This window comes from Faecalibacter macacae (genome assembly GCF_003687725.1).
In the GTDB taxonomy this organism is placed as follows: domain Bacteria; phylum Bacteroidota; class Bacteroidia; order Flavobacteriales; family Weeksellaceae; genus Empedobacter; species Empedobacter macacae.
In genome coordinates, this window is the sequence record NZ_RDOJ01000022.1 from 21,644 (window position 1) to 42,703 (window position 21,060).

Here is a 21,060-nt window from a genome sequence, read left to right on the forward strand (position 1 = left end):
TAAAAAAAGGAACTCAATTTGAGTTCCTTTTTATGTATAATAAAATCTTTCGATTAGTCATTTAAACTTTGTAAGTAAGAAATCCATCCTAATGTTTGGTATTCTTTTGCAGCAGTTTTAACATCAACAGCTTTATAAATTCCACGACCAACGATCATAAAATCTGTATGGTAATTTTTAAATACTAACTCTGGTGTATTGTACTGTTGTCCTTTACTGTCTCCAGTAGAAGAAATATTAACTCCAGGAGTAAATAACAATAAATTATCCGGAATTTGACGTTGTGCTACAGCTCCTAATACATTTCCTGATTCTTCCGAAACGTTAATCGCTTTTGTAAAGTAGTAATCGTCTGTTAAAGTTCCTTTCGAAGACATTTCAACAATAGTGATAACTCCTGTATTTTCAAAAACTTTTAAAGATTCTAAACCTCCAATTGGGTGTACAGTTACTAAATCTGCCCAATCAGAAATTTTGTAAATCGATTTCTTGAATTGTAATTCTTGCGTATTTCCAATATCTCCAAACTTACGATCTTCGAATAATAAAAATTCTTTTTCGCGAGCGATTTTCTTTAATTCAACAATTAAGTTATCAGAGAAATCTTGAATAATATCTGAGTGTAATTTTAATGCGACAATGTGTTCACCAACTTTATTAGCAAAATCAATAATTTCTTCAGTTGTAATTAAATCTGCTGAAGCAATTAAGTTTGATTGTTTTTTTAATGCTAACTCAACTAAACGTTTCCCTACTGGATGAACGATTTTCTTGTCTTCTAATGCAATACGTTGTTTTGCTGGAGCTGCTTCTGGTGGTAAAGCTAAAAATTCTTTAATTTTTTTTGCTTCATCGTCAGATAAACGGTGGTATTTGTGTAAAATATCAATTACTTCGTGTATTGTAAATAATGTTCTTACATTATAACCTTGCTCTTTTAATTTATCAGTTCCGCCTTGCGCACGATCTAAAACGACAACAAGATCTTTAACTTTTAAACCTTCGCGTTCTACTTGGTCAATTGTCTCTAATAAAGATTGTCCAGAAGTAATAACATCTTCTACTAATAAACAAGATTGTCCTTCAGCAAAAACACCTTCAACCATCTTTTTAGTTCCGTAACCTTTGTTTTCCTTACGTTTAATAATTAAAGGAATGTTACAAGTCAAACTCATTGTAGTTGCCATTGGTAAAGCTGCGTAAGGTACACCACAGATTAAATCGTATTGTACATCATCAACTAAATCTAATAAGTTATTGGCTAATGTTTTTAATAATTGAGGACTAGAAGCTAATGGTCTTAAATCTACGTAGAAAGGAGATTCAATTCCACTTTTTAAAGTAAAGTTTCCAAATTTAATAATTCCAAGCTCGTAAGCTTTTAATAAGAAATCTTCGCGCTGTTGCATTTGTGTAATGTTTGAGCAAAGTTAATTGCTTCAATATTTATTACCTAATTTATAAGCAAAGTTTTTGTAATCTTTATTTATATCTGTTTCAAGTCTGATAAATGTTCGTTTGAAAATCGTTATTTTTGGTACTTAAAATGAATTTATTGGAATTAAAATCACTTCCATTATAATAACTATATAAAGACTATGCTTACTTTAGATCAGGCGATTGAAAATTTAGATAAAAAAGGATATTTAAACGTAGAAATTCCGAAAGGGATTGACTTAGTTGAAGAAATTAATAAACTTCGTAAAGAGAAGAATGCAGTAATTCTTGCTCATTATTATCAATCAGGCGAAATTCAAGATTTAGCTGATTATTTAGGGGATTCTTTACAATTAGCTCGTGCCGCAGCAAAAACAGAAGCAGATATGATTGTTTTCTGTGGAGTTCATTTCATGGCAGAAGCAGCTAAAATTTTAAATCCAACAAAAAAAGTTGTTTTACCAGATACAAAAGCTGGTTGTTCTTTAGCTGATTCTTGTTCGGCAGAAGGTTTACGTGGTTTACGCGAAAAACATCCAAATGCAATTGTGGTAAGTTATATTAATTGTGATGCGGGTGTAAAAGCTGAATCTGATATTATTGTTACTTCATCTAACGCGGAGGCAATTATCAATTCGTTACCAGAAGAGCAAGAAATTATTTTTGCGCCAGATCGTAATTTAGGTCGTTACTTAAATCAGGTTTGTAATAGAAAGATGATTCTTTGGGATGGCGCTTGTATTGTACACGAAGCTTTTTCTTTAGAAAGAATTGCTCAACAAATGGCAGAAAATCCTAACGCAAAATTAATCGCACATCCAGAAGCGCAAGAAGATTTATTAAAATTCGCTCATTTTATTGGGTCAACTTCTCGTTTGTTAGATTATGTGGTAGAAAATGAGGCTGAAGAATTTATCGTAGCAACGGAAGAAGGTATTTTGCACGAAATGCAAAAATTAGCTCCAAATAAAAAATTAATTCCAGCATTGGTTCAAGACGAATCTTGTAATTGTTCTGAATGTTTTTACATGAAGTTATCAACTTTAGAGAAGTTATATTTATGTATGAAATACGAATTACCAGAAATTCAGATCGAAGAAGAATTACGCGTAAAAGCTTTGTCTTCGATTAATCGAATGTTAGAATTATCTGAAAAAATAAAATAATGGCTATTCAAGATGTATTAGTCATTGGTTCTGGAATTGCAGGTTTATCATACGCTTTAAAAATTGCAATTAAGCATCCTGATGCAAAAATTACGATTGTAACTAAAGCGAATCAAGATGAAACAAATACCAAATATGCACAAGGAGGTGTTGCTGTAGTTACAGATTTTATTAACGATAGTTTCGAGAAACATATAGAAGATACGTTGATTGCTGGAGATGGGATGTGTAAACTTTCGGCTGTAGAAGCAGTTGTGAAAGAAGCGCCAGAACGTATCAAAGAAATTGTAGATTGGGGCGTTCGTTTCGATAAGAATAAGGAAGGAATTTACGATTTAGGCCGAGAAGGTGGTCATACCGAAAACCGAATTGTTCATCATAAAGATATTACGGGTTGGGAAATTGAACGCGCGATGTTAGAAGCGATCAAAAACTATCCAAATATCGAAATATTGACACATCATTTTGTTGTAGATTTAATTACTGAACATCATTTGAATCGTGATTTTGCTGATGAAACAACTTGTTACGGAGCTTATATTTTAGATTTAGAATCGCAAAAAGTAATTCGTCATTTGGCTAAAGTTACCTTATTAGCAGCTGGTGGAGTTGGCCATGTTTATAAAAATACAACCAATCCTATTATTGCAACAGGTGACGGAATCGGATTAGCGCGTCGTGCAAAAGCAAAAGTTTCAGGAATGCAATTTATACAGTTTCATCCCACAGCTTTTTATTCGCCAATGGACGGACAATTATTTTTAATTTCTGAAGCTGTTCGTGGTTTTGGAGCAAAACTAAGAACTTCGGATGGTGAATTGTTTATGCATAAATATGATGAACGTGAAGAATTAGCTTCGCGTGATATTGTTGCGCGTGCAATTGATAACGAAATGAAATTGCGAGGTGATGATTTCGTATACATCGATTGTCGTCATTTAGATCAAAAAAAATTCTTAGAACATTTCCCAAATATTTACGAAAAATGTAAATACGAAGGATATGATATGTTTACCGAATTGGTTCCGGTTGTTCCGGCTTCGCATTATTTATGCGGAGGTATTGATGTCGATTTAGACGGAAAAACTTCGATTGAAAATCTTTTTGCTGTTGGCGAATGTTCAAATACAGGTTTACACGGAGCGAATCGTTTAGCATCAAATTCGTTATTAGAAGCAATGGTTTTTGGTCATCGTGCAGCTTTGGATGCGATTGAAAAATTAGACAAAAATGACTTTTCTATATCTAACTTTAATTTTCCAGAATGGAATGCTGAAGGAATGAAAGTACAAGAAGAGCTCGTTTTGATTTCATATTTCCGTAAACAATTACAAGCGATGATGAGTGAATTGGTCGGAATTGTTCGAAGTAACGAACGATTACAAATTGCTCAAATTCGTGTCAATGAGATAGAAAAAATGGTGAAAGAGATTTATAACTTCTCTATTATTTCACCAAAATTATTAGAACTTAGAAATTTGGTTGATGTGGCGCAATTAATCATTCAGCAAAGTATCAATCAAAAAGAAAATAAAGGAACTTTTTACAATAAAGATTTATAAAATGAAATTACAGAAATTGGCATTTATTGCTCTATTTACAGCTTTTACAAGTGTACATGCACAACAAGTCAAAAAAGTTGATAAGATGCCTGTTTTTGTAGGTTGTGAACATTTTAAATCGAATGATGAGGTAAAAAAATGTTTTAACGAAACGTTTAATCAAGCGATAGCTAATGAAATTGAATTCTTTTCGAACATTGCAGATTATTTACACATCGGTGATACAAGTTCTAAATTACGTTTCAAGATAGATAAAGAAGGGAAATTCGGAGATATTAATGTCGACGGAGCTAATCCAATTTTCAATAGTTTTGTTTGGTCAAGTATTGTGATGATTCAAAATAAATTAGACAAATTAGAAGCTACTATTCAGCCAGGATTAGATCAAAAAGGAGATCCTATGGATGTTTTTATGACGATTCCGGTTCGTTTTGATTCTGAATTTGACGAAACAATTTATACTTCTATTCCAGCCTTCGAGCGAGTACTTTTTACAATTGATTTCGAAGATGAAATAATAGAAATTAGATTGAATAAAGAAAACGTAATTCGTACGATTGGAATAGACAAAAATGGAAGAAATTTCTATTTAGGAAAATACAATAATTTGTTCGAATTAGCAACGGTAGAACCTTATGCAACTAAAATTAATGAAGCGTTTTCGTCAGGAAATACTTTAATTACAAAAGGTGAATTGGAAGGGAAAGAATATATTATTCAGATGAAAAATTTCTTTAGTAATAAACCAGAAGATGAAGTTTTAATTGAAGTTATTCGTGAAGAAAAAGATACTTGGGCCGAATATTATTCGTATAAAACAAAAGAAGAATTTAATCAATCAAAATTTGCAAAACTAACTTATAGATAACATGGAATTTCCACATTATATAACAGAACAAAAATTACAACAATTTATTCGTCAAGCTTTTTTAGAAGATGTTGGCGATGGCGATCATTCGACATTAGCATCGGTTCCTTATGAAGCAATTCAGGAAGCTGAATTAAAAGTAAAAGACAATGGTATTATTGCTGGAATTGAATTAGCAAAAATCATTTTTGACACATTTGATCCTGATTTACAAGTTGAACAATTTATGAACGATGGTGATGAGGTAAAATATGGCGATGTAGCTTTTAAGATTAAAGGTTCTGCTCAGTCAATTTTAACGTGCGAACGTTTGGCTTTAAATTGTATGCAACGCATGTCGGGGATTGCAACTTATGCCAACGAAATGATGAAATTGGTAGGAGGAACTAATACAAAAATCTTAGATACACGAAAAACGACGCCAAATTTCCGTATGATTGAAAAATGGGCAGTGAAAATTGGTGGTGCAGAAAATCATCGTTTTGGATTGTACGATATGGTGATGTTAAAGGATAATCACGTAGATTTTTGCGGAAATATAACGAAAGCTGTTGTTCAAACAAAAGCCTATTTACAAGCGAATAATTTAGATTTAAAAATTGAAGTTGAAACGCGAAATATGGATGAAGTGAAAGAAGCTTTAGCTGCAGGAGTTGACTTTATTATGTTGGATAATTTTGATTTAACAACAATGAAAGAAGCAGTTGAATTTATTGGAGGAAGAGTAAAAACAGAAGCTTCGGGTGGAATTACAAAAGAATCGGTTCGCGCGATTGCAGAAACTGGAGTCGATTTTATTTCTTCGGGTGCAATTATACATTCAGCTCCAAATTTCGATATAAGTTTAAAAGCAATAAAATAATTTATTAAAGGAATATTCATTAGAATGTTCCTTTTTTTTATGAACTTTTTCGATATTTATAACATGAAAAAACTTACTCTACTAATAACTTTTTTTACTACAATTACTTTCGGGCAAATACAATATCCAATTGCGCCAGGATGCGAACAATTTTCTGAAAAGGCTGAACGTATACAGTGTTTTAATACATATACTGTTGAGTTGTTGCAATCTTACTTTTATCTATATAGGAATCTTAATAATTACTCTAGATTAGGTTCGGTACAAGAATCTGTTAACTTTCGAATTGGTATCGCGGGAGAATATCAGTATAAATCTTCTGATAAGCAATCTGTATTAGTGAATAATCTTGCAACTAGTATTTTTGATTTTTTTAATAAAATACAAGATTATACAAAGAAAAAAATTGTACCTGCAAAATCACAAGATGGAAAACCTGCAATTTTAGCTTTTAATTTACCTCTTAAATATCTTAATGAGGAACTTTTAGTTAATGATATAGATAAGAAGCCAATACTTTTTACTTTACAAAATGGGGATTATATCGTTCGATTAGATAAAGATTTTACTTTTAATATATATAATAAAGACAAAGAGTTGGTGCGAACAGTAAATTCAATCATGGAGTTTTATTTAGTAGACGTTTTAAAACCTTTGACTTTAGAATCAAAGAATCTTATTGTTGAAAAAAATGTAAATGGTAAAAAGGTAAAATTAGAAGTAGAAAATGTTTTCAAAAATCAGCAAGAGAAATTTAAAATTTCATATTACGAAAATGAAGTATTATTAAAGGAGTTTAATACAATGGATAAATTCTTAAAATCAGAACAATCAAAATATATTTACTAAAATGAAACAAATCTTCTCATTTCTATCAACTTTATTATTTTTCACTTCTGCTATTGCTCAATCAACATCCCAAGCAAACGAATTTACGGTTGCAATTTTTCCTGGATGCGAAAAGATAAAGGAAAGAGAAGAACAGTTTGCATGCTTTCAAAAGAATTTAACTTCTAATTATACGCGACATTTACAAAATTATGTCGATTCGTTCGAATATCTCAACATTGGAGATGCAGCAGCAAATTTAAAATTTACAATACAACCTGATGGAAATTTAGAGTTAAAGCAAATAGAATCTAATAATCCAATTTATAAAGAATACACAGTTTTAGCTTTTATTGACATGGTAAATGAATTAGAGCGAAAACGATTGAAAATTATTCCTTCTAAATCAACTAAAGATGGTCAGCCTTTAGCAGTTTCATCTTCATTTCCAGTAAATTTTAAATTATCGAATAAAGTAATTGAAACTGAAAATCGTTTAATTTCTATTTTGAAAGACGAAAATACAACGTTTGAAGTGGTTTTGACACCTGATAAAAATATAAAAGTGTATGAAATTGGTGGCGTTAAACCGTTTTATCTAGGAAAATATAATTCTGTGCAAGAATTAAAGAATACATTACCGTATAAAGATTTGATCCAAGATAAAGATGAATTAGTGACTTTAGCTCAATCTGATTTTCAAGATGTTAAAATAATCTTACAAAGTAAAAATATTTTTCATCAAAAAGATTTTTATACAATTTTCATAGTTTCAGAAGTTAAAAAGAAGAAGATAAAGCAGTTAAGAAAATACACTTCGCTTAAAGACTTTATTGAATCGCCATATTATGCCTGGATTACCCGAAAATAGAGTGATAAAAAACTCATAAAATTTGTCTTTATGGTTTGTTTATTAGAAAAAAGAGTCTAAATTTATGAAACCATTGAATAGTACAGGAGCATTCTGCTTCGTTTATTATTAGTTTACATCCTCTCAATTTTTATGAGATTAATATAATTTTAGTTTAGAAATGATTTTCTGAATAGGTATATTTTGAATGCTTTAAAGTGTTCATTATTTAATTACTATATAGAAAATATATTTCTATTCTAAGATTTTGTTAACATATATAATTCTGCTCAAAATCTCTTAGACTGATTCTAAATAATTAAAATCAGACTGAATAATCTTCTAAACTTTTATTAAAAAAGTGATAATTCATCGAAAAAAAGGATAAAATTCTTAAACTCCACTATTTTAATAGGTTAATAAAATTACATTTTCGTTATTAAATTCTTAATTTATATTGTTTATATTTGATTGTAAATTATTAAATTGATAAAAAAACATCATTTTTTTTGAGAATTAAAAATCAATGCCAAAAATCACTTTAAACATTACAATTTTTTAATATTAAAATAAGGATTTAATAATCTATAATCTCGAAATTTGCTTTGTAAACTTTTAAAACTATTTCAAGAGATGAGGTTAAACTCAACTAAGCTTTTATTCGTAGGAGCTTTTGCTTTAGCAGCAACAATGTCTTTTGGTCAGGTAACTGAGCCAATTGATTCTACTTCAATTAACAACGAAGAAAATGTATCTTTAACAGAAACTTTAATTGTTGGTAAAGGGGTAATCGATTTAGTAGAAGATCGTAAAACTCCGGTAGCGGTTTCTACAATTACTAAAGAAGCAATTCAAGATAAAGCATCTGGAAATGTTGATTTTCCAGAAATCTTCACTACTACACCATCTGTTTACGTAGCAGATCAATCATCAGGTTTTGGTGATTCTAAAATGTTCTTACGTGGATTCAGCAGTCAAAATACAGCTTACTTATTAAACGGACAGCCAATTAATGGTATGGAAGACGGTAACTTATACTGGTCTAACTGGTCTGCTGTAGCTGAAATTGCAAACGCTGTACAGGTACAACGTGGTTTAGGTTCTTCTAAATTAGCAATTTCATCTGTTGGTGGAACTGTAAACATGGTTACAAGAGCTACTGATAAACAACAAGGTGGTTATGTAAGATATAATGTTGGTAATGATAGCTATCAATCAGCTACTATTGCTTACAATACAGGTATGAAAGGAAAATGGGGTGCTTCTGTTTTATTTAACCACTGGCAAGCACACAGAAGTTATGCAATGGGTACTAGCGGTTCAGGACAAGCTTATTTCGTTTCTGTTGGTTACAAACCAAACGAGCGTCATCAATTTAACTTCATGATCTTTGGTGCTCCACAAGAACACGGACAAAACTACTCTACAAAGAGTGAGTCTCAATGGGCTACAGCTGAGCAATTTGGATACGGAAAAAAATATAATAATCAATATGGTTATTTAAACGGTGAGGGGAAAAATTTAAGAACTAACTACTACCACAAACCAGTAGCTAACTTAAACTGGGATTGGACAATTAATGATAATGCGTCTTTATCTACAGTATTATATGCTTCTACAGGTACAGGAGGTGGTACAGGAGGTCAAGGTCAAACTTCATCTAACCAAGTTAATGGAATGATTAACTTTGATAACTTCTCAGTTATTAATGCTCAACAAGCTGATGGTCTTGGAGGTTACTTCCACTCTCCAACAAATTCAAATCCTTATAGAACTCAAAGTAAGGGTGCAGCTATAAGAACATCCGTTAACAACCACTTTTGGTACGGAGGTGTAACAAACTTCAACTACGATACTAAAACAGGATGGCAATTTAATTTAGGAGCTGATATCCGTATGTACAAAGGATATCACTTCCAACAAATGAATAATTTATTTGGATTAACTACTTGGCAAGATTATACTAAAATTAATGGAACTAATGTATTAGGTCCAGTAAAACAAGTTACTGAAACATTTAGTACAAATCCTTGGTCTGCATTATTCAATTCAGCTGATAAATCTCAAAGAACTGGTAGAGATTACCGTGAAGATATTAATTATCAAGGTGTATTTGGACAAGTTGAGTATACAACAGGAAGATTCTCAGTTTTCGCTCAAGGAGCTGTTTCTAATCAATTCTACCAAAAATTTGATACTTGGAACTATGGTGGTGTAGAAACCGCTTCTGAAAAAGTAAATAAAACAGGATGGAATGTTAAAGGAGGTGCTGCATTCCAAATTAATGAGGAAAATACAGTTTTCGCTAACGCAGGTCGCTATTCTCGTCAACCATTCTTAGATAACGTATTTGAATATAATAAAGTTGATTTACGTAAACCAAGTATTGACAACGAAGAAATTACAGGTTTCGAAATTGGATACAAATACCAAACTCGTAACTTAAGAGTTAACGTTAATGCATACCACACAACTTGGGGGAACAGATTCTTAGGAATGTCTGGAACTGTTAGAGGTGTTAATGATGCAGGAGAAGTTACACAATTACCAATTTATACTTCTTACACAGATGTTACACAAGTACATAAAGGAATCGAGGTTGATTTCGATGCTAAATTATCTAAAGCATTCGGAATGTACGGTTTCTTATCTGTAGGTGATTGGAAATATGATGGAGAAACACCATTTGAAACAATGTATACTGATACAAATGAAGTAATCGAAAGTGGTAAGGTTGATTTAACTGGATCTTATATCGGTGAAGCTGCACAAGTAACTTTCGGTTTAGGAACAAAAGTTAACTTTACACGTAACTTATACTGGGATGTAGATTTCATGTACAATGGAGGTCTTTACGGACAAGTTAATCCAGAGAATGTTATTGCTTCTGCTGAAAAAGGTGAGGTTTACCAAGCGGCAAGAATCAGTCCATTCGTAAGAGCTAATACAGGTTTAACTTACAGCTTTAAAATTGGATCTCAAAAGATCAAGTTTAGAGGTAACGTAAGAAACTTATTCAACGATCAATACGTGTCTAAAATTGACCGTAACGGTATTGGATATGCTGTTGGAAGAACTTGGTCTGCAGGTGTAACTTACAGCTTCTAATAAGAAATAAATTTTCTTAATATATTTTTAGGGCGAACTTTTTAGTTCGCCCTTTTTTATTTTGATATTGATTTTATTAGCTATTTTACTTAGACTGGTTCTAAATAATTGGGTGTTAAGAATAAATTAAGTATACATTATGAATAAATATTAATTTTATTTATCTAAAAACTATTATTTCATTTATTATAATGATACATTAATATTGAATATTTATGTTATTTATTTAATTAGTTTTTAATATTAATGCGAGTTGTTTAATTATTGATAGATAATATTGAAATTTATATTTATGCAGAATTAGTTCTCTAAATAGATTTAATCAAAAATATAAGTTCTCACCTTTGCAGGAGTAAACTTATTAAACTATTTCAAGATGAGGTTAAACTCAATGAAGCTTTTATTAGTAGGAGCTTTTGCCTTAACGGCATCACATACTTTCGCACAAGTAGTTGAACCAGTTGATTCAACTAAAGTTCAAAATGAAGTTGTATTATTTGAAGAGGAGGAAAATGTATCTTTAGCTGAAACATTAATCGTTGGAAAAGGAGTAATCGATTTACAAGATGATCGTAAAACACCAATCGCAGCAACAACAATTAGAAAAGATGTTTTAGAAAACAAAGTTGGAGCAGCAGATATTACTCAAGCTTTCGTTAATACTCCATCTGTTTATGTAGCAGGTCAATCAGGAGGTTTCGGAGAGTCTCGCGTAGTTACACGTGGTTTCGATCAATCTAATACAGCATTTTTATTTAACGGACAGCCAATTAATGGAATGGACAATGGTTCATTATATTGGTCTAACTGGTCAGGATTATCTGATATCGCAAGTGCTGTACAAATTCAACGTGGTTTAGGATCTTCTAAATTAGCTATTTCTTCAGTTGGTGGTACTTACAATTTCGTAACAAAAGCTACTGATAAAAAGCAAGGAGGTTTCTTAACAACAGGTGTTGCTAATGACCACTATTACAAAACAACTTTAGGTTACAATACAGGTTTAATTAACAATAAATTTGGTGTTTCTGTTATGATGTCTCACTGGCAAGGTAACGGTTACAACGATGCAACTAAAGGTCAAGGTCAAAACTACTTTATCTCTTTAGGTTACAAACCATCTCAAGATCATACAATCAACTTTATCTTAACTGGTGCTCCACAATGGCACGACCAAAACTCGGCTAACACAATTGCTGATTTATTACAGTACGGACGTAAATACAACCGTAACTGGGGTATGTTAAACGGTAAAGAAGTTAATGAAAGAAGAAATTACTACCACAAGCCAGTAGCTAACTTAAACTGGGATTGGGATATTTCTAATAAAACTTCGTTATCTACAGTATTATACGCTTCTTGGGGACGAGGAGGAGGATCTGCTTCTGTTGGAACAGGAAAAGATGCTTTAACTGGACAAAGAAATTTACAAACAATTTTTGATCGTCAAATTGCTGAAGGAGGAGAGGCTAAAGGTCGTATCCAATCTTCTGTAAACAACCACCAATGGTTTGGTTTAGTATCTAACTTAAATCACAAATTCAACGATAACTTTAGTTTTAACGCTGGTTTCGATTTAAGAACTTACGAAGGACAACACAACCGTCAATTAAACAATTTATTAGGAGGTGATTACTTTACAGAAACTGTAAACAAACAAAATCCTTCTTACCAAGTAGATCGTACTTTCTCTACTAATCCATGGAAAGCATTAAACGGATTTGCTGAAAATGCTGAGGATAAAATTGGATGGGATTACAAACAACGCGTTAACTACGGTGGATTATTCGCTCAATTCGAGTATACTGCTGATAAAGTTACTGCTTTCGTTCAAGGGTCTGTTTCTCAACAAACAAATCAACGTTTAGATTACTTCAACTACGAAGCTGGTCAAGAAAAATCTGAAAAAGTTGATAACTTTGGTTACAACATTAAAGGGGGTGCAAGTTATAGAATCTCAGAAAACCACCAAGTCTTCGCAAATGCTGGTTTCTATTCTCGTCAACCATACCAAAACAATATCTTCATGAACTACAAGAATGATGTAAATCCATTCGCTAAAAATGAAGAAATCTTAGGTTTAGAAGCTGGTTACAAATTTAAAGCTAGAAACTTCTGGGCTAACTTAAATGCATACTATACAACTTGGGAAAACCGTATCACTTCATCTAGTCAATTTATCGATGAAAACGGAAATCCAAACTTCCCTGGTTTAACAAATCAATACATTTACACTGTAAATCGTGGTGTAAAACAAGAGCACAAAGGTGTTGAGTTAGAAGTTAGCTACAAACCAATGCGTAACTTAACATTAACAGGTTTCGGATCTATCGGAAACTGGGAATACAAAGGAAACTCATTAGTTACTAACTATGACGAAGCTCAAAATGTTGTTGGAACTCCGAGATCAGAAAACTTTGATGGTTTAAAAGTTGGTGATTCTGCACAAACTCAATTAGGAGCTGGATTTATTTACGAAGTTTTACGTGGATTATCTTTTGATGCTGATTACCGTTACAACGGAGATTTATACGGTTCTCGTGTAAACCAAGCAAACGGAAACTTAAAGTTACCATCTTACAACATCATGGATGCTGGTGTTACTTGGAATACTAAATTAACTGATACGAACAAGTTAACTTTACGTTTCAATGTAAACAACGTATTAAACCACATCTACATCCAAGAAGCTAGTACAAACATTCAGGCAACTGAAAACAGTACAACTTACAAAGGAATTGATGTAAACAACCAAATTTACTTCGGATACGGAAGAACTTGGAATGCAACAGTTAGATTAACTTTCTAATAAGTTATTTTAATCATAATATAAAAAGACGAACATTTGATGTTCGTCTTTTTTTTGTGTTTAACTTTACTCAAATTATTTATTAAAATGATACAACCTTCTTATTTAAAAAAAGGAGATAAAATAGCGATTGTAGCACCAGCAAAACGAATGTTAAAAGGCGAATTGGATGAGGCAATAGCTTTGATTAATTCGTGGGGATTTGAAGCTGTTTTAGGAAAAAATATTTACGAATCATTTAATTTAGGATATGCGTATGCAGGAACTGATACACAACGTGCAACCGATTTTCAATGGGCATTAGATGATCCAGAAATTAAAGCGATTTGGTGTGCACGTGGGGGATATGGTTCGGTTAAGATAATTGATTTATTAAATTTTGAACAATTTACAATTAATCCAAAATGGATAATCGGGTATTCAGATATTACAGTTTTTCATAATCACATCAATGCGTTAGGTTATCAAACCATTCATGGTGTTACTGCGAAAAAATTAGCGAATGTTACATATCATTCAGATTCTTACCCAAGTTTATATCGTGCATTAGTAGGAGAAACAACAAATTATCATATTGAAACTTCGAATTCATTCAATAAAACTGGTGAAGCTGAAGGCGAATTAATTGGAGGAAATCTTTCAATAGTTTATTCTTTATTAGGAAGTAATTCTGCAATTCAACCGAAAGATAAAATCTTATTTTTAGAAGATTGGTTCGAGAATTGGTATGCTGTGGACAGAATGTTGATGAATTTAAAACGAAATGGAATTTTTGATCAAATTTCAGGGCTAATTTTAGGAAGTTTTACTCACATGGATACAGAGGAAGAAAATAAAGAAAATTACAATCATTCTTATGATCCTAAAACCTATGAAGTTATTTATGAATTAGTGAAGGAATATCAAATTCCGATTGTATTTGAATTTCCAGCCGGACACACCGGACATAATTTAGCTTTGAAAATGGGTGAAAAACTTCATTTAAAAGTCGATACAAATTCAGTAAATTTGCAATTCAATTATTAAGATTATGAAACAAGATAACTTACACGTAATTAACCATCCATTAGTTAAAGCGAAAATTACGCAAATGCGTGATAAAAACACAACAACAAAAGAATTTGGTGAATTAGTGGACGAAATTTCTGGATTAATGTGTTACGAAATTACACGCGATTTAGAAGTGGAAGAAATTGAAGTTGAAACTCCAATTACCAAAGCAATAGGTTATAAAATTAAAGGAAATGATATTGCAATCGTTCCAATTTTGCGTGCTGGTTTAGGTATGGTAAAAGGAATTCATATCTTAATTCCTACTGCAAAAGTTGGACATATTGGTCTTTACCGCGATCACGACACGTTGCAACCTGTAGAATATTTATGTAAACTTCCTACAGATTTAGAATCTCGTGATGTGATTTTAGTAGATCCTATGTTAGCAACTGGTGGTTCAGCAATCAAAGCGATTGAAATTTTAAAGGATAAAGGAGCAAAATCTGTTCGTTTAGCTTGTTTAGTTGGATGCCCAGAAGGTGTTGAGGCTGTACAAGCAATTTATCCAGAAGTTTCAATTTATTTAGCAGCTTTAGACGAAAAATTAAACGAAAACGGTTACATCGTTCCAGGTTTAGGAGACGCAGGAGATCGTTTATTCGGAACTAAGTAATTATTAAAAATAGCAAAATGAGTAAGTCTTTTGATTTTGGAAGAGAAGCTGAAAATTTTGCAGCAGATTATTTTGAAAAGAATGGCTATGAAATCTTAGCTCGAAATTTCATCTATCAAAAAGCAGAAATTGATTTAATTATTCAAAAAAATCAATTAATTGTAATTGTAGAAATTAAAGCAAGAGCATACAATCCGTTACTTTCGCCAGAAGAATCTGTCAATAAAAAGAAGAAAAAATTATTAATTTCAGCAGCGCATCAATTTATTATGATAAATAATATGAATGCTGACGTTAGATTTGATATTTTAGCACTCGAAAAGAAAAAGGCTGAATGGTTTATTAATCATATCGAAGAAGCTTTTAGTCCTATCGAACTTTAAAACGTATAATGGAAATTTTATTAAACTTATTTGACATTGTAATGCATATTGATCAACATTTGAATCAATTTGCTAACGACTACGGATTATGGCTTTATGCTATATTATTCCTAATTATTTTTGTTGAAACTGGTGTTGTTGTAATGCCATTTTTACCAGGAGATTCATTATTATTTGCAGCAGGTATGGTAGCTGCTTTACCAGATAATGATTTAAATGTTTGGATAATTGTTGGTTTATTAATTATTGCAGCAATTCTCGGTGATACTTTAAATTATACCATCGGGCGAAGTATTGGTTACAAAGCCGTTCAAATAAAAATCTTCGGGAAACAATTTGTTCAACCAGAGCATTTAGATAAAACACACGAATTTTACGAAAAATATGGAGCTAAAACTATTGTTATTGCTCGTTTTGTACCAATCGTAAGAACGCTGGCACCTTTCGTAGCTGGTATCGGAAAAATGTCGTACAAAACATTTATTACATATAATGTAGTTGGAGGTATTGTTTGGATTGTAAGTTTAACTTTAGCCGGATACTTTTTAGGAAGAATGGAATGGGTTCAAGAAAATTTCTCTAAAGTAGTTCTTGCAATTATCGTAATTTCTATATTCCCTCTAATATTTGAAATTTACAAAGAAAAATTCTCGAAAAAAGAAGCTTAAAAAATAGTAACTCGGTTCAAATTTTGAACCGAGTTTTTTTATACTTTTAATTATGGAAATATTAGATTATCTACTTCATATTGATATGTATTTAGAGCAATTTTTAATCACCTATCACCATTGGTTTTATGTGATTTTATTTTGCTTAATTTTTATTGAAACGGGTATTGTTGTAATGCCTTTTCTTCCTGGAGATTCGTTATTATTTGCAACTGGTATGTTGGCTGCTTCTTTTCCTAATCAGGTTAATATATACTTTGTTTTAATCTTATTATTTATTGCTGCTGTTTTGGGAGATACAACCAATTATTCGATAGGAAAAGTATTAGGTTTAAAATTAATTCGTCAAGAAGTTTTTGGAAAAAGAATCATACAAGACAAAGACATTACTAAAACTGAAAGTTTCTTTGAGAAATACGGTCCAAAAACAATAGTAATAGCTCGTTTTGTTCCAATTGTACGCACTTTAGCTCCTTTTGTAGCCGGAATATCAAAAATGCATTATGCTACGTTTATTAAGTTCAATATTATCGGAGGGTTTATTTGGGTTCTTGGTTTAACGTTAGCAGGATATTTTTTAGGAAATATTCCAATTGTCAAAGATAACTTTGAGATAATGGTTTTTGTGATAATAATTTTTTCACTTTTACCTATCGGTATAGAATGGATAAAAACTAAATTTAAACAGCAATAATATAACTATAAACATATGAATAGAATTTTACTCTTTTTGCTTTTATCTTTTAATGTTTTAATGGCTCAAGAGGGTTATCCAAAACCTAAAATAACAGAGGATTTATTGTTTTATATTCAGCATAGTTCTAACCATAATACATTTGTATACGAGTGGAGCGGAGATAAATCAGATCCAATAGATGTCTTTAGAATTAATTATGAAGACAAAGTTCAAAAAGAAGAATTAACAGGTATACAGAGAAAGTTTGCTTATGGAGTAAGCTACACTAATGCATCAAAAACTCAATTTTCTTTAGCAGCCTCAAAGAAAAGTATATTACATATTAAAACTGATGGTGACAAGCGTTGGGTTGAAATTACAACTTCAAAACACAAAATAAAGATAGATCATATTTTTATTAAGTTACAATCTAAGTCAAATGGAATCAATGCAAAAGCCGAATATATCTTAGTTTACGGGAAAAATCAAAATAATAAATCTATTGTTGAGAAAATTATTCTTTAATAATTTTTATTAACTTCATACGCAATTATTATAATACTTAACAGGATGATTGAAGTAAGAGAAGTAAAATCTTCAAAAGATTGGAAAATATTTGTTGATTTACCTTTTCAAATTTATAAGAATAATTCATTTTGGGTTCCACCAATTAAGAAAAACGAATTAAAAAGTTTTGATCCTTCAAACGATATTTTTAAATCAGTTGAAGCTAAATTTCTTTTAGCATTTAAAGACAACAAAGCTGTAGGTCGTGTTGTTGCAATTGTAAATTGGACTGAAGTAAATAAATTGAAAAAATCTAAAGTTAGATTTGGTTGGTTAGATTATGATAATGATGTTGAGATTTTAAAAGCACTTCTAAATGAAGTTGAAATTTTAGGGCGTCAGCATAATTTAGAGTATATGGAAGGTCCTATGGGATTCTCGAATATGGATAAAGCCGGTATGTTAACGCAAGGTTACGACTATAAAGCGACAATGATCGGTATTTATAATCACGAATATTATTATAATCATATCCAAGAATTAGGTTTTGTTCCGGAAGCAGAATGGGTAGAGTATAAATTTAGTTTTTCTGACATAGAAATTGAAAAGTCGAAACGTCTATCAGATTTAATTGCTAAACGTTATAATGTATCAAATTTTAATTTTAATACGACTGCAGAATTAATGCCTTACGTAGATGAAATGTTTGCTTTGTTAAACAAAACGTATGCAGATTTACAAAGTTTTGTTCCGATAGAAAAGTTTCAGATAGAGCATTATAAAGAGAAATATTTAAAATTTATACATCCTGATTTTATTTCTTGTGTAAAAGATTCTGAAGGTAAAATGATTGCTTTTGCGATTACGATGCCTTCTTTTTCAGAAGGATTCAAGAAAGCTAACGGAAGCTTATTACCATTTGGTTGGTGGCACCTTATGCGTGTAATGAAAACTAGTACACATGCTGAATTTTATTTGATCGGAATTGATCCTGAATATCAAAGTAAAGGAATAAACGCACTGATTTTTCAGCAACTGCATGAAAAATATCAAAAAAGAGGAATTGAAACGATTGAAACTAACCCAATCTTAAAAGAGAATTTAAAAGCTCAACAACTTTGGAAAGCATTTAATCCAATTACTCATAAACAAAGAAAAACATTCAGAAAAAATCTATAAAAAAGGTCCAAGTGTAAACTTGGACCTTTTAAATTTATGAAAAAGAGATTGGATCAAAATTCCTCCTCATTTTACCTTTCAACAGCAATTTCTTTTTCATTTTATTGCGCGATTTTATTTTCAAGAATGTTTAATCTATTTTCCTATTCTTTGTAGTAAAATTAAAAAAATAAATACATAAAAATTATTAAACAAAACATAACTTACTGTTAATTAATATTTAAAACAAATTCAGTTGTATAGGTTCTAAATTTATTGCAGTAAAATCAGATGATCCTTTTATGCGGTCTCCATTCAACCAAGCTTCCATATCTTCAGAAGTTTTTAAAGCAATTGGCATTCTAAGTTTAACATTATGTATCTCCCTCATAATACCTTCAGCTTCGGTGGTTACAATGCTGTAAGATTGTTTTCCGTTGTAAGAATCGTAAATACCACCAAAGGCAAATAATTCATCATCAAAACCAATTTCAAATTTCGTTTTAATCTTTCCATTGTGTTGCCATTCGTAAAAACCATTTGTAATTACTAAGCATCTATTTTGTGTAATGTTTCTAAAAGCAGGTTTTTCAGTTAAGGTTTCAGAGCGTGCATTTAGTGTAAAAGCTTTGTTCCATTCTTCATTTGCCCAATTAGGAACCAATCCCCATTGCAACATTTCTATTGTAAACTTGTCTGTATTTTTAATAACAGGTGTTTTTGGGAAATCAAATCCATTAACCGTATTTTGTGGTTTATAATCTTGGAAGAATTTAAACTGTGCATTAAATTTCTTTTCAATCTGTTCAGGTTTTTTATTTATTTTTTGATGAAAACACATAGCAAGTAAGGATTTATGATAATTTTCAAATTTACAATAAAAAGAATCTCAATAGATTTCAGTAATATTGCTAAATATTAAATAGAAAGAATTATGCCGTTATTGATATTATTTTTAATCATGATTGTGATTGCTTTTATTTACATTTTATATGTATTTAATCGCAAGCCAAAGAATTAATACAAGAAAATTATTTTAAGAAATAAATGAAGCAGCTTTATTAGTAAGGTTGCTTTTTTTGTTTGAAAGAATTTATTAGAAATAAAAAAAGGTAACTGAATTTCAGTTACCTTTTGAAGTTGTACGGGCGGGGAGACTCGAACTCCCACACCTTGCGGCACTAGATCCTAAGTCTAGCGTGTCTACCAATTCCACCACGCCCGCAGGCAAATCTGTATTGATTTGTGGTGCAAATATACACAAGATTTCTATCTAACAAAATTTACAAATAAATTTTTTTAATCTTTTTTTAAAAATTAAATTTGTAGCAAAGCTTTTATAAAATGGAAATTACAGGAAAAATTAAAAAAGTGTTTGAAACTCAAAATATTACCGCAAGTTTCAAAAAGAGAGAATTTGTTGTAACGACGCAAGAACAATATCCACAAGATATTTTAATTGAGTTTACACAAGACAAAACAGATGTATTAAACACTTATAATCCTGGTGATGAAGTGAAAGTTTCTATCAACATTCGTGGTCGTGAGTGGATTAATCCAGAAGGAGTAGCAAAATACTTCAACACAATCCAAGGATGGAGAATTGAAAACTTAGCTCAATCTATGGGTGCTCCAGCTCAAGGAGGTTACGATAACTTTGCACCAGCTCCTCCAGTTGATACTTTTGGATCTTCTGACGATGATGATTTACCATTCTAATTTGTAAATTTTCAAAAAATATAATTTAAAACGTATCCTAACTTTAGGATACGTTTTTTAATTTTAAACTATGTATTTTTTAGGTCAAGATTTAACATTTCCAGACTATTCCGAAGCTTCAGCTGAAGGAATTATAGCTATTGGTGGCGATCTGTCTCCAGAACGCATTATTTTGGCGTATAAGAAAGGTATTTTCCCTTGGTTTAACGAAGATGATCCTATCTTATGGTGGTTTCCGCCAGAACGATTCGTTTTGTTTCCAGAAAATTTATATGTTTCTAAATCCATGAAAAAAGTTTTTAGAACACAACAATTCACTTTTACAGAAAATAAAGCTTTTCGCGAAGTGATTATGAATTGTTCAGAGGCACCAAGAAAAGATCAAGATGGAACTTGGATTACTAATGATATGATTGATGCTTATTGTAAATTACACGAAATGGGTATTGCAAAAAGTATTGAAGTTTGGGAAAATGGTGAATTAGTTGGTGGTTTTTACGGTTTAGATATGGGACATATCTTTTGTGGCGAAAGTATGTTTGCTAAGGTAAGTAATGCATCAAAAGCTGGTTTTATACAATTTGTCGCAAAATATCATAAGAAATATGAATTAATCGATTGTCAAGTATTTACAGAACATTTGGCATCATTAGGAGCAATAGAAATTCCGGCTGAAATATTTCTGAATTATTTAGAACCAGAAGAATAAGAAATAAAAAAGCCACTCAACTACACTGCCCCCAAAAAGTTAGACACTTTTGGGGGCATTTTTTATGGCAAGAAAAGTAAAATA

General features: G+C 31.2%; 19 protein-coding genes and 1 tRNA gene. 17 read left to right on the forward strand and 3 right to left on the reverse strand.

Translation table 11 applies throughout. From position 1 onward, the window contains the following. Positions 1 to 53: 53 nt before the first annotated feature. Positions 54 to 1,409 (reverse strand): orotate phosphoribosyltransferase, encoded by a 1,356-nt coding sequence (locus EAH69_RS12590; RefSeq protein WP_121935565.1) that lies wholly within the window; start codon positions 1,407 to 1,409, stop codon positions 54 to 56. Positions 1,410 to 1,598: 189 nt separating this feature from the next. Here EAH69_RS12590 and nadA point away from each other — a divergent pair, with 189 nt between their 5' ends. The 15 genes from nadA to EAH69_RS12665 all read left to right on the forward strand — a co-directional run bounded on the left by nadA (position 1,599) and on the right by EAH69_RS12665 (position 18,569). After that, the gene (gene nadA, locus EAH69_RS12595; RefSeq protein ID WP_121935566.1) at positions 1,599 to 2,603 is read left to right on the forward strand and encodes a quinolinate synthase NadA; all 1,005 of its coding nucleotides are present in this window, start codon (positions 1,599 to 1,601) and stop codon (positions 2,601 to 2,603) included. Further along, complete coding sequence (gene nadB, locus EAH69_RS12600; protein ID WP_121935567.1) at positions 2,603 to 4,165, forward strand: L-aspartate oxidase; 1,563 nt, start codon at positions 2,603 to 2,605, stop codon at positions 4,163 to 4,165. Before nadA ends, nadB begins: the two co-directional genes overlap by 1 nt. A 1-nt stretch (position 4,166) precedes the next feature. Continuing rightward, a complete protein-coding gene (locus EAH69_RS12605; RefSeq protein ID WP_121935568.1) occupies positions 4,167 to 5,033 on the forward strand; it encodes a hypothetical protein in 867 nt (288 codons plus the stop codon). 1 nt (position 5,034) lies between these two features. Continuing rightward, on the forward strand, positions 5,035 to 5,895 hold the full coding sequence (gene nadC, locus EAH69_RS12610) for a carboxylating nicotinate-nucleotide diphosphorylase (protein WP_121935569.1): 861 nt from the start codon (positions 5,035 to 5,037) through the stop codon (positions 5,893 to 5,895). Positions 5,896 to 5,958: 63 nt separating this feature from the next. Beyond that, positions 5,959 to 6,744, forward strand: a complete 786-nt coding sequence (locus EAH69_RS12615) for a hypothetical protein (RefSeq protein ID WP_121935570.1) — start codon at positions 5,959 to 5,961, stop codon at positions 6,742 to 6,744. A 1-nt stretch (position 6,745) separates the two neighbouring features. Further along, the gene (locus EAH69_RS12620) at positions 6,746 to 7,594 is read left to right on the forward strand and encodes a hypothetical protein (protein WP_121935571.1); all 849 of its coding nucleotides are present in this window, start codon (positions 6,746 to 6,748) and stop codon (positions 7,592 to 7,594) included. A gap of 612 nt (positions 7,595 to 8,206) precedes the next feature. After that, positions 8,207 to 10,681, forward strand: coding sequence for a TonB-dependent receptor (locus EAH69_RS12625; protein ID WP_121935572.1), 2,475 nt, complete (start codon positions 8,207 to 8,209; stop codon positions 10,679 to 10,681). Between the two features lie 376 nt (positions 10,682 to 11,057). After that, positions 11,058 to 13,490, forward strand: coding sequence for a TonB-dependent receptor (locus tag EAH69_RS12630; protein WP_121935573.1), 2,433 nt, complete (start codon positions 11,058 to 11,060; stop codon positions 13,488 to 13,490). Between the two features lie 87 nt (positions 13,491 to 13,577). Next, a complete protein-coding gene (locus EAH69_RS12635) occupies positions 13,578 to 14,516 on the forward strand; it encodes a S66 peptidase family protein (RefSeq protein ID WP_121935574.1) in 939 nt (312 codons plus the stop codon). Between the two features lie 4 nt (positions 14,517 to 14,520). Then, entirely contained in the window at positions 14,521 to 15,156 is a 636-nt protein-coding gene (gene upp / locus EAH69_RS12640) for a uracil phosphoribosyltransferase (RefSeq protein ID WP_121935575.1), read from the forward strand. A 17-nt stretch (positions 15,157 to 15,173) separates the two neighbouring features. After that, on the forward strand, positions 15,174 to 15,539 hold the full coding sequence (locus EAH69_RS12645; protein ID WP_121935576.1) for a YraN family protein: 366 nt from the start codon (positions 15,174 to 15,176) through the stop codon (positions 15,537 to 15,539). A gap of 8 nt (positions 15,540 to 15,547) precedes the next feature. Further along, entirely contained in the window at positions 15,548 to 16,207 is a 660-nt protein-coding gene (locus tag EAH69_RS12650) for a DedA family protein (protein WP_121935577.1), read from the forward strand. Between the two features lie 52 nt (positions 16,208 to 16,259). Beyond that, positions 16,260 to 16,901, forward strand: coding sequence for a VTT domain-containing protein (locus EAH69_RS12655; RefSeq protein WP_121935578.1), 642 nt, complete (start codon positions 16,260 to 16,262; stop codon positions 16,899 to 16,901). A gap of 15 nt (positions 16,902 to 16,916) precedes the next feature. After that, a complete protein-coding gene (locus tag EAH69_RS12660; RefSeq protein WP_121935579.1) occupies positions 16,917 to 17,408 on the forward strand; it encodes a DUF4833 domain-containing protein in 492 nt (163 codons plus the stop codon). A 45-nt stretch (positions 17,409 to 17,453) separates the two neighbouring features. Continuing rightward, positions 17,454 to 18,569: a GNAT family N-acetyltransferase gene (locus EAH69_RS12665; protein WP_121935580.1), complete on the forward strand. Its 1,116-nt coding sequence runs from the start codon at positions 17,454 to 17,456 to the stop codon at positions 18,567 to 18,569. Positions 18,570 to 18,789: 220 nt separating this feature from the next. Here the strand turns inward: EAH69_RS12665 and EAH69_RS12670 are convergent, their stop codons facing one another. Together EAH69_RS12670 and EAH69_RS12675 are read right to left on the reverse strand one after the other, a co-directional pair. After that, entirely contained in the window at positions 18,790 to 19,389 is a 600-nt protein-coding gene (locus EAH69_RS12670; RefSeq protein WP_121935581.1) for an SOS response-associated peptidase, read from the reverse strand. A 302-nt stretch (positions 19,390 to 19,691) separates the two neighbouring features. Next, positions 19,692 to 19,773, reverse strand: a tRNA-Leu gene (locus EAH69_RS12675). Positions 19,774 to 19,892: 119 nt separating this feature from the next. Between EAH69_RS12675 and EAH69_RS12680 the strand changes: the two genes are divergently transcribed. Further along, complete coding sequence (locus EAH69_RS12680) at positions 19,893 to 20,267, forward strand: DUF3127 domain-containing protein (RefSeq protein WP_121935582.1); 375 nt, start codon at positions 19,893 to 19,895, stop codon at positions 20,265 to 20,267. A 70-nt stretch (positions 20,268 to 20,337) separates the two neighbouring features. Next, positions 20,338 to 20,976: a leucyl/phenylalanyl-tRNA--protein transferase gene (gene aat / locus EAH69_RS12685; protein WP_121935583.1), complete on the forward strand. Its 639-nt coding sequence runs from the start codon at positions 20,338 to 20,340 to the stop codon at positions 20,974 to 20,976. Positions 20,977 to 21,060 lie beyond the last annotated feature (84 nt).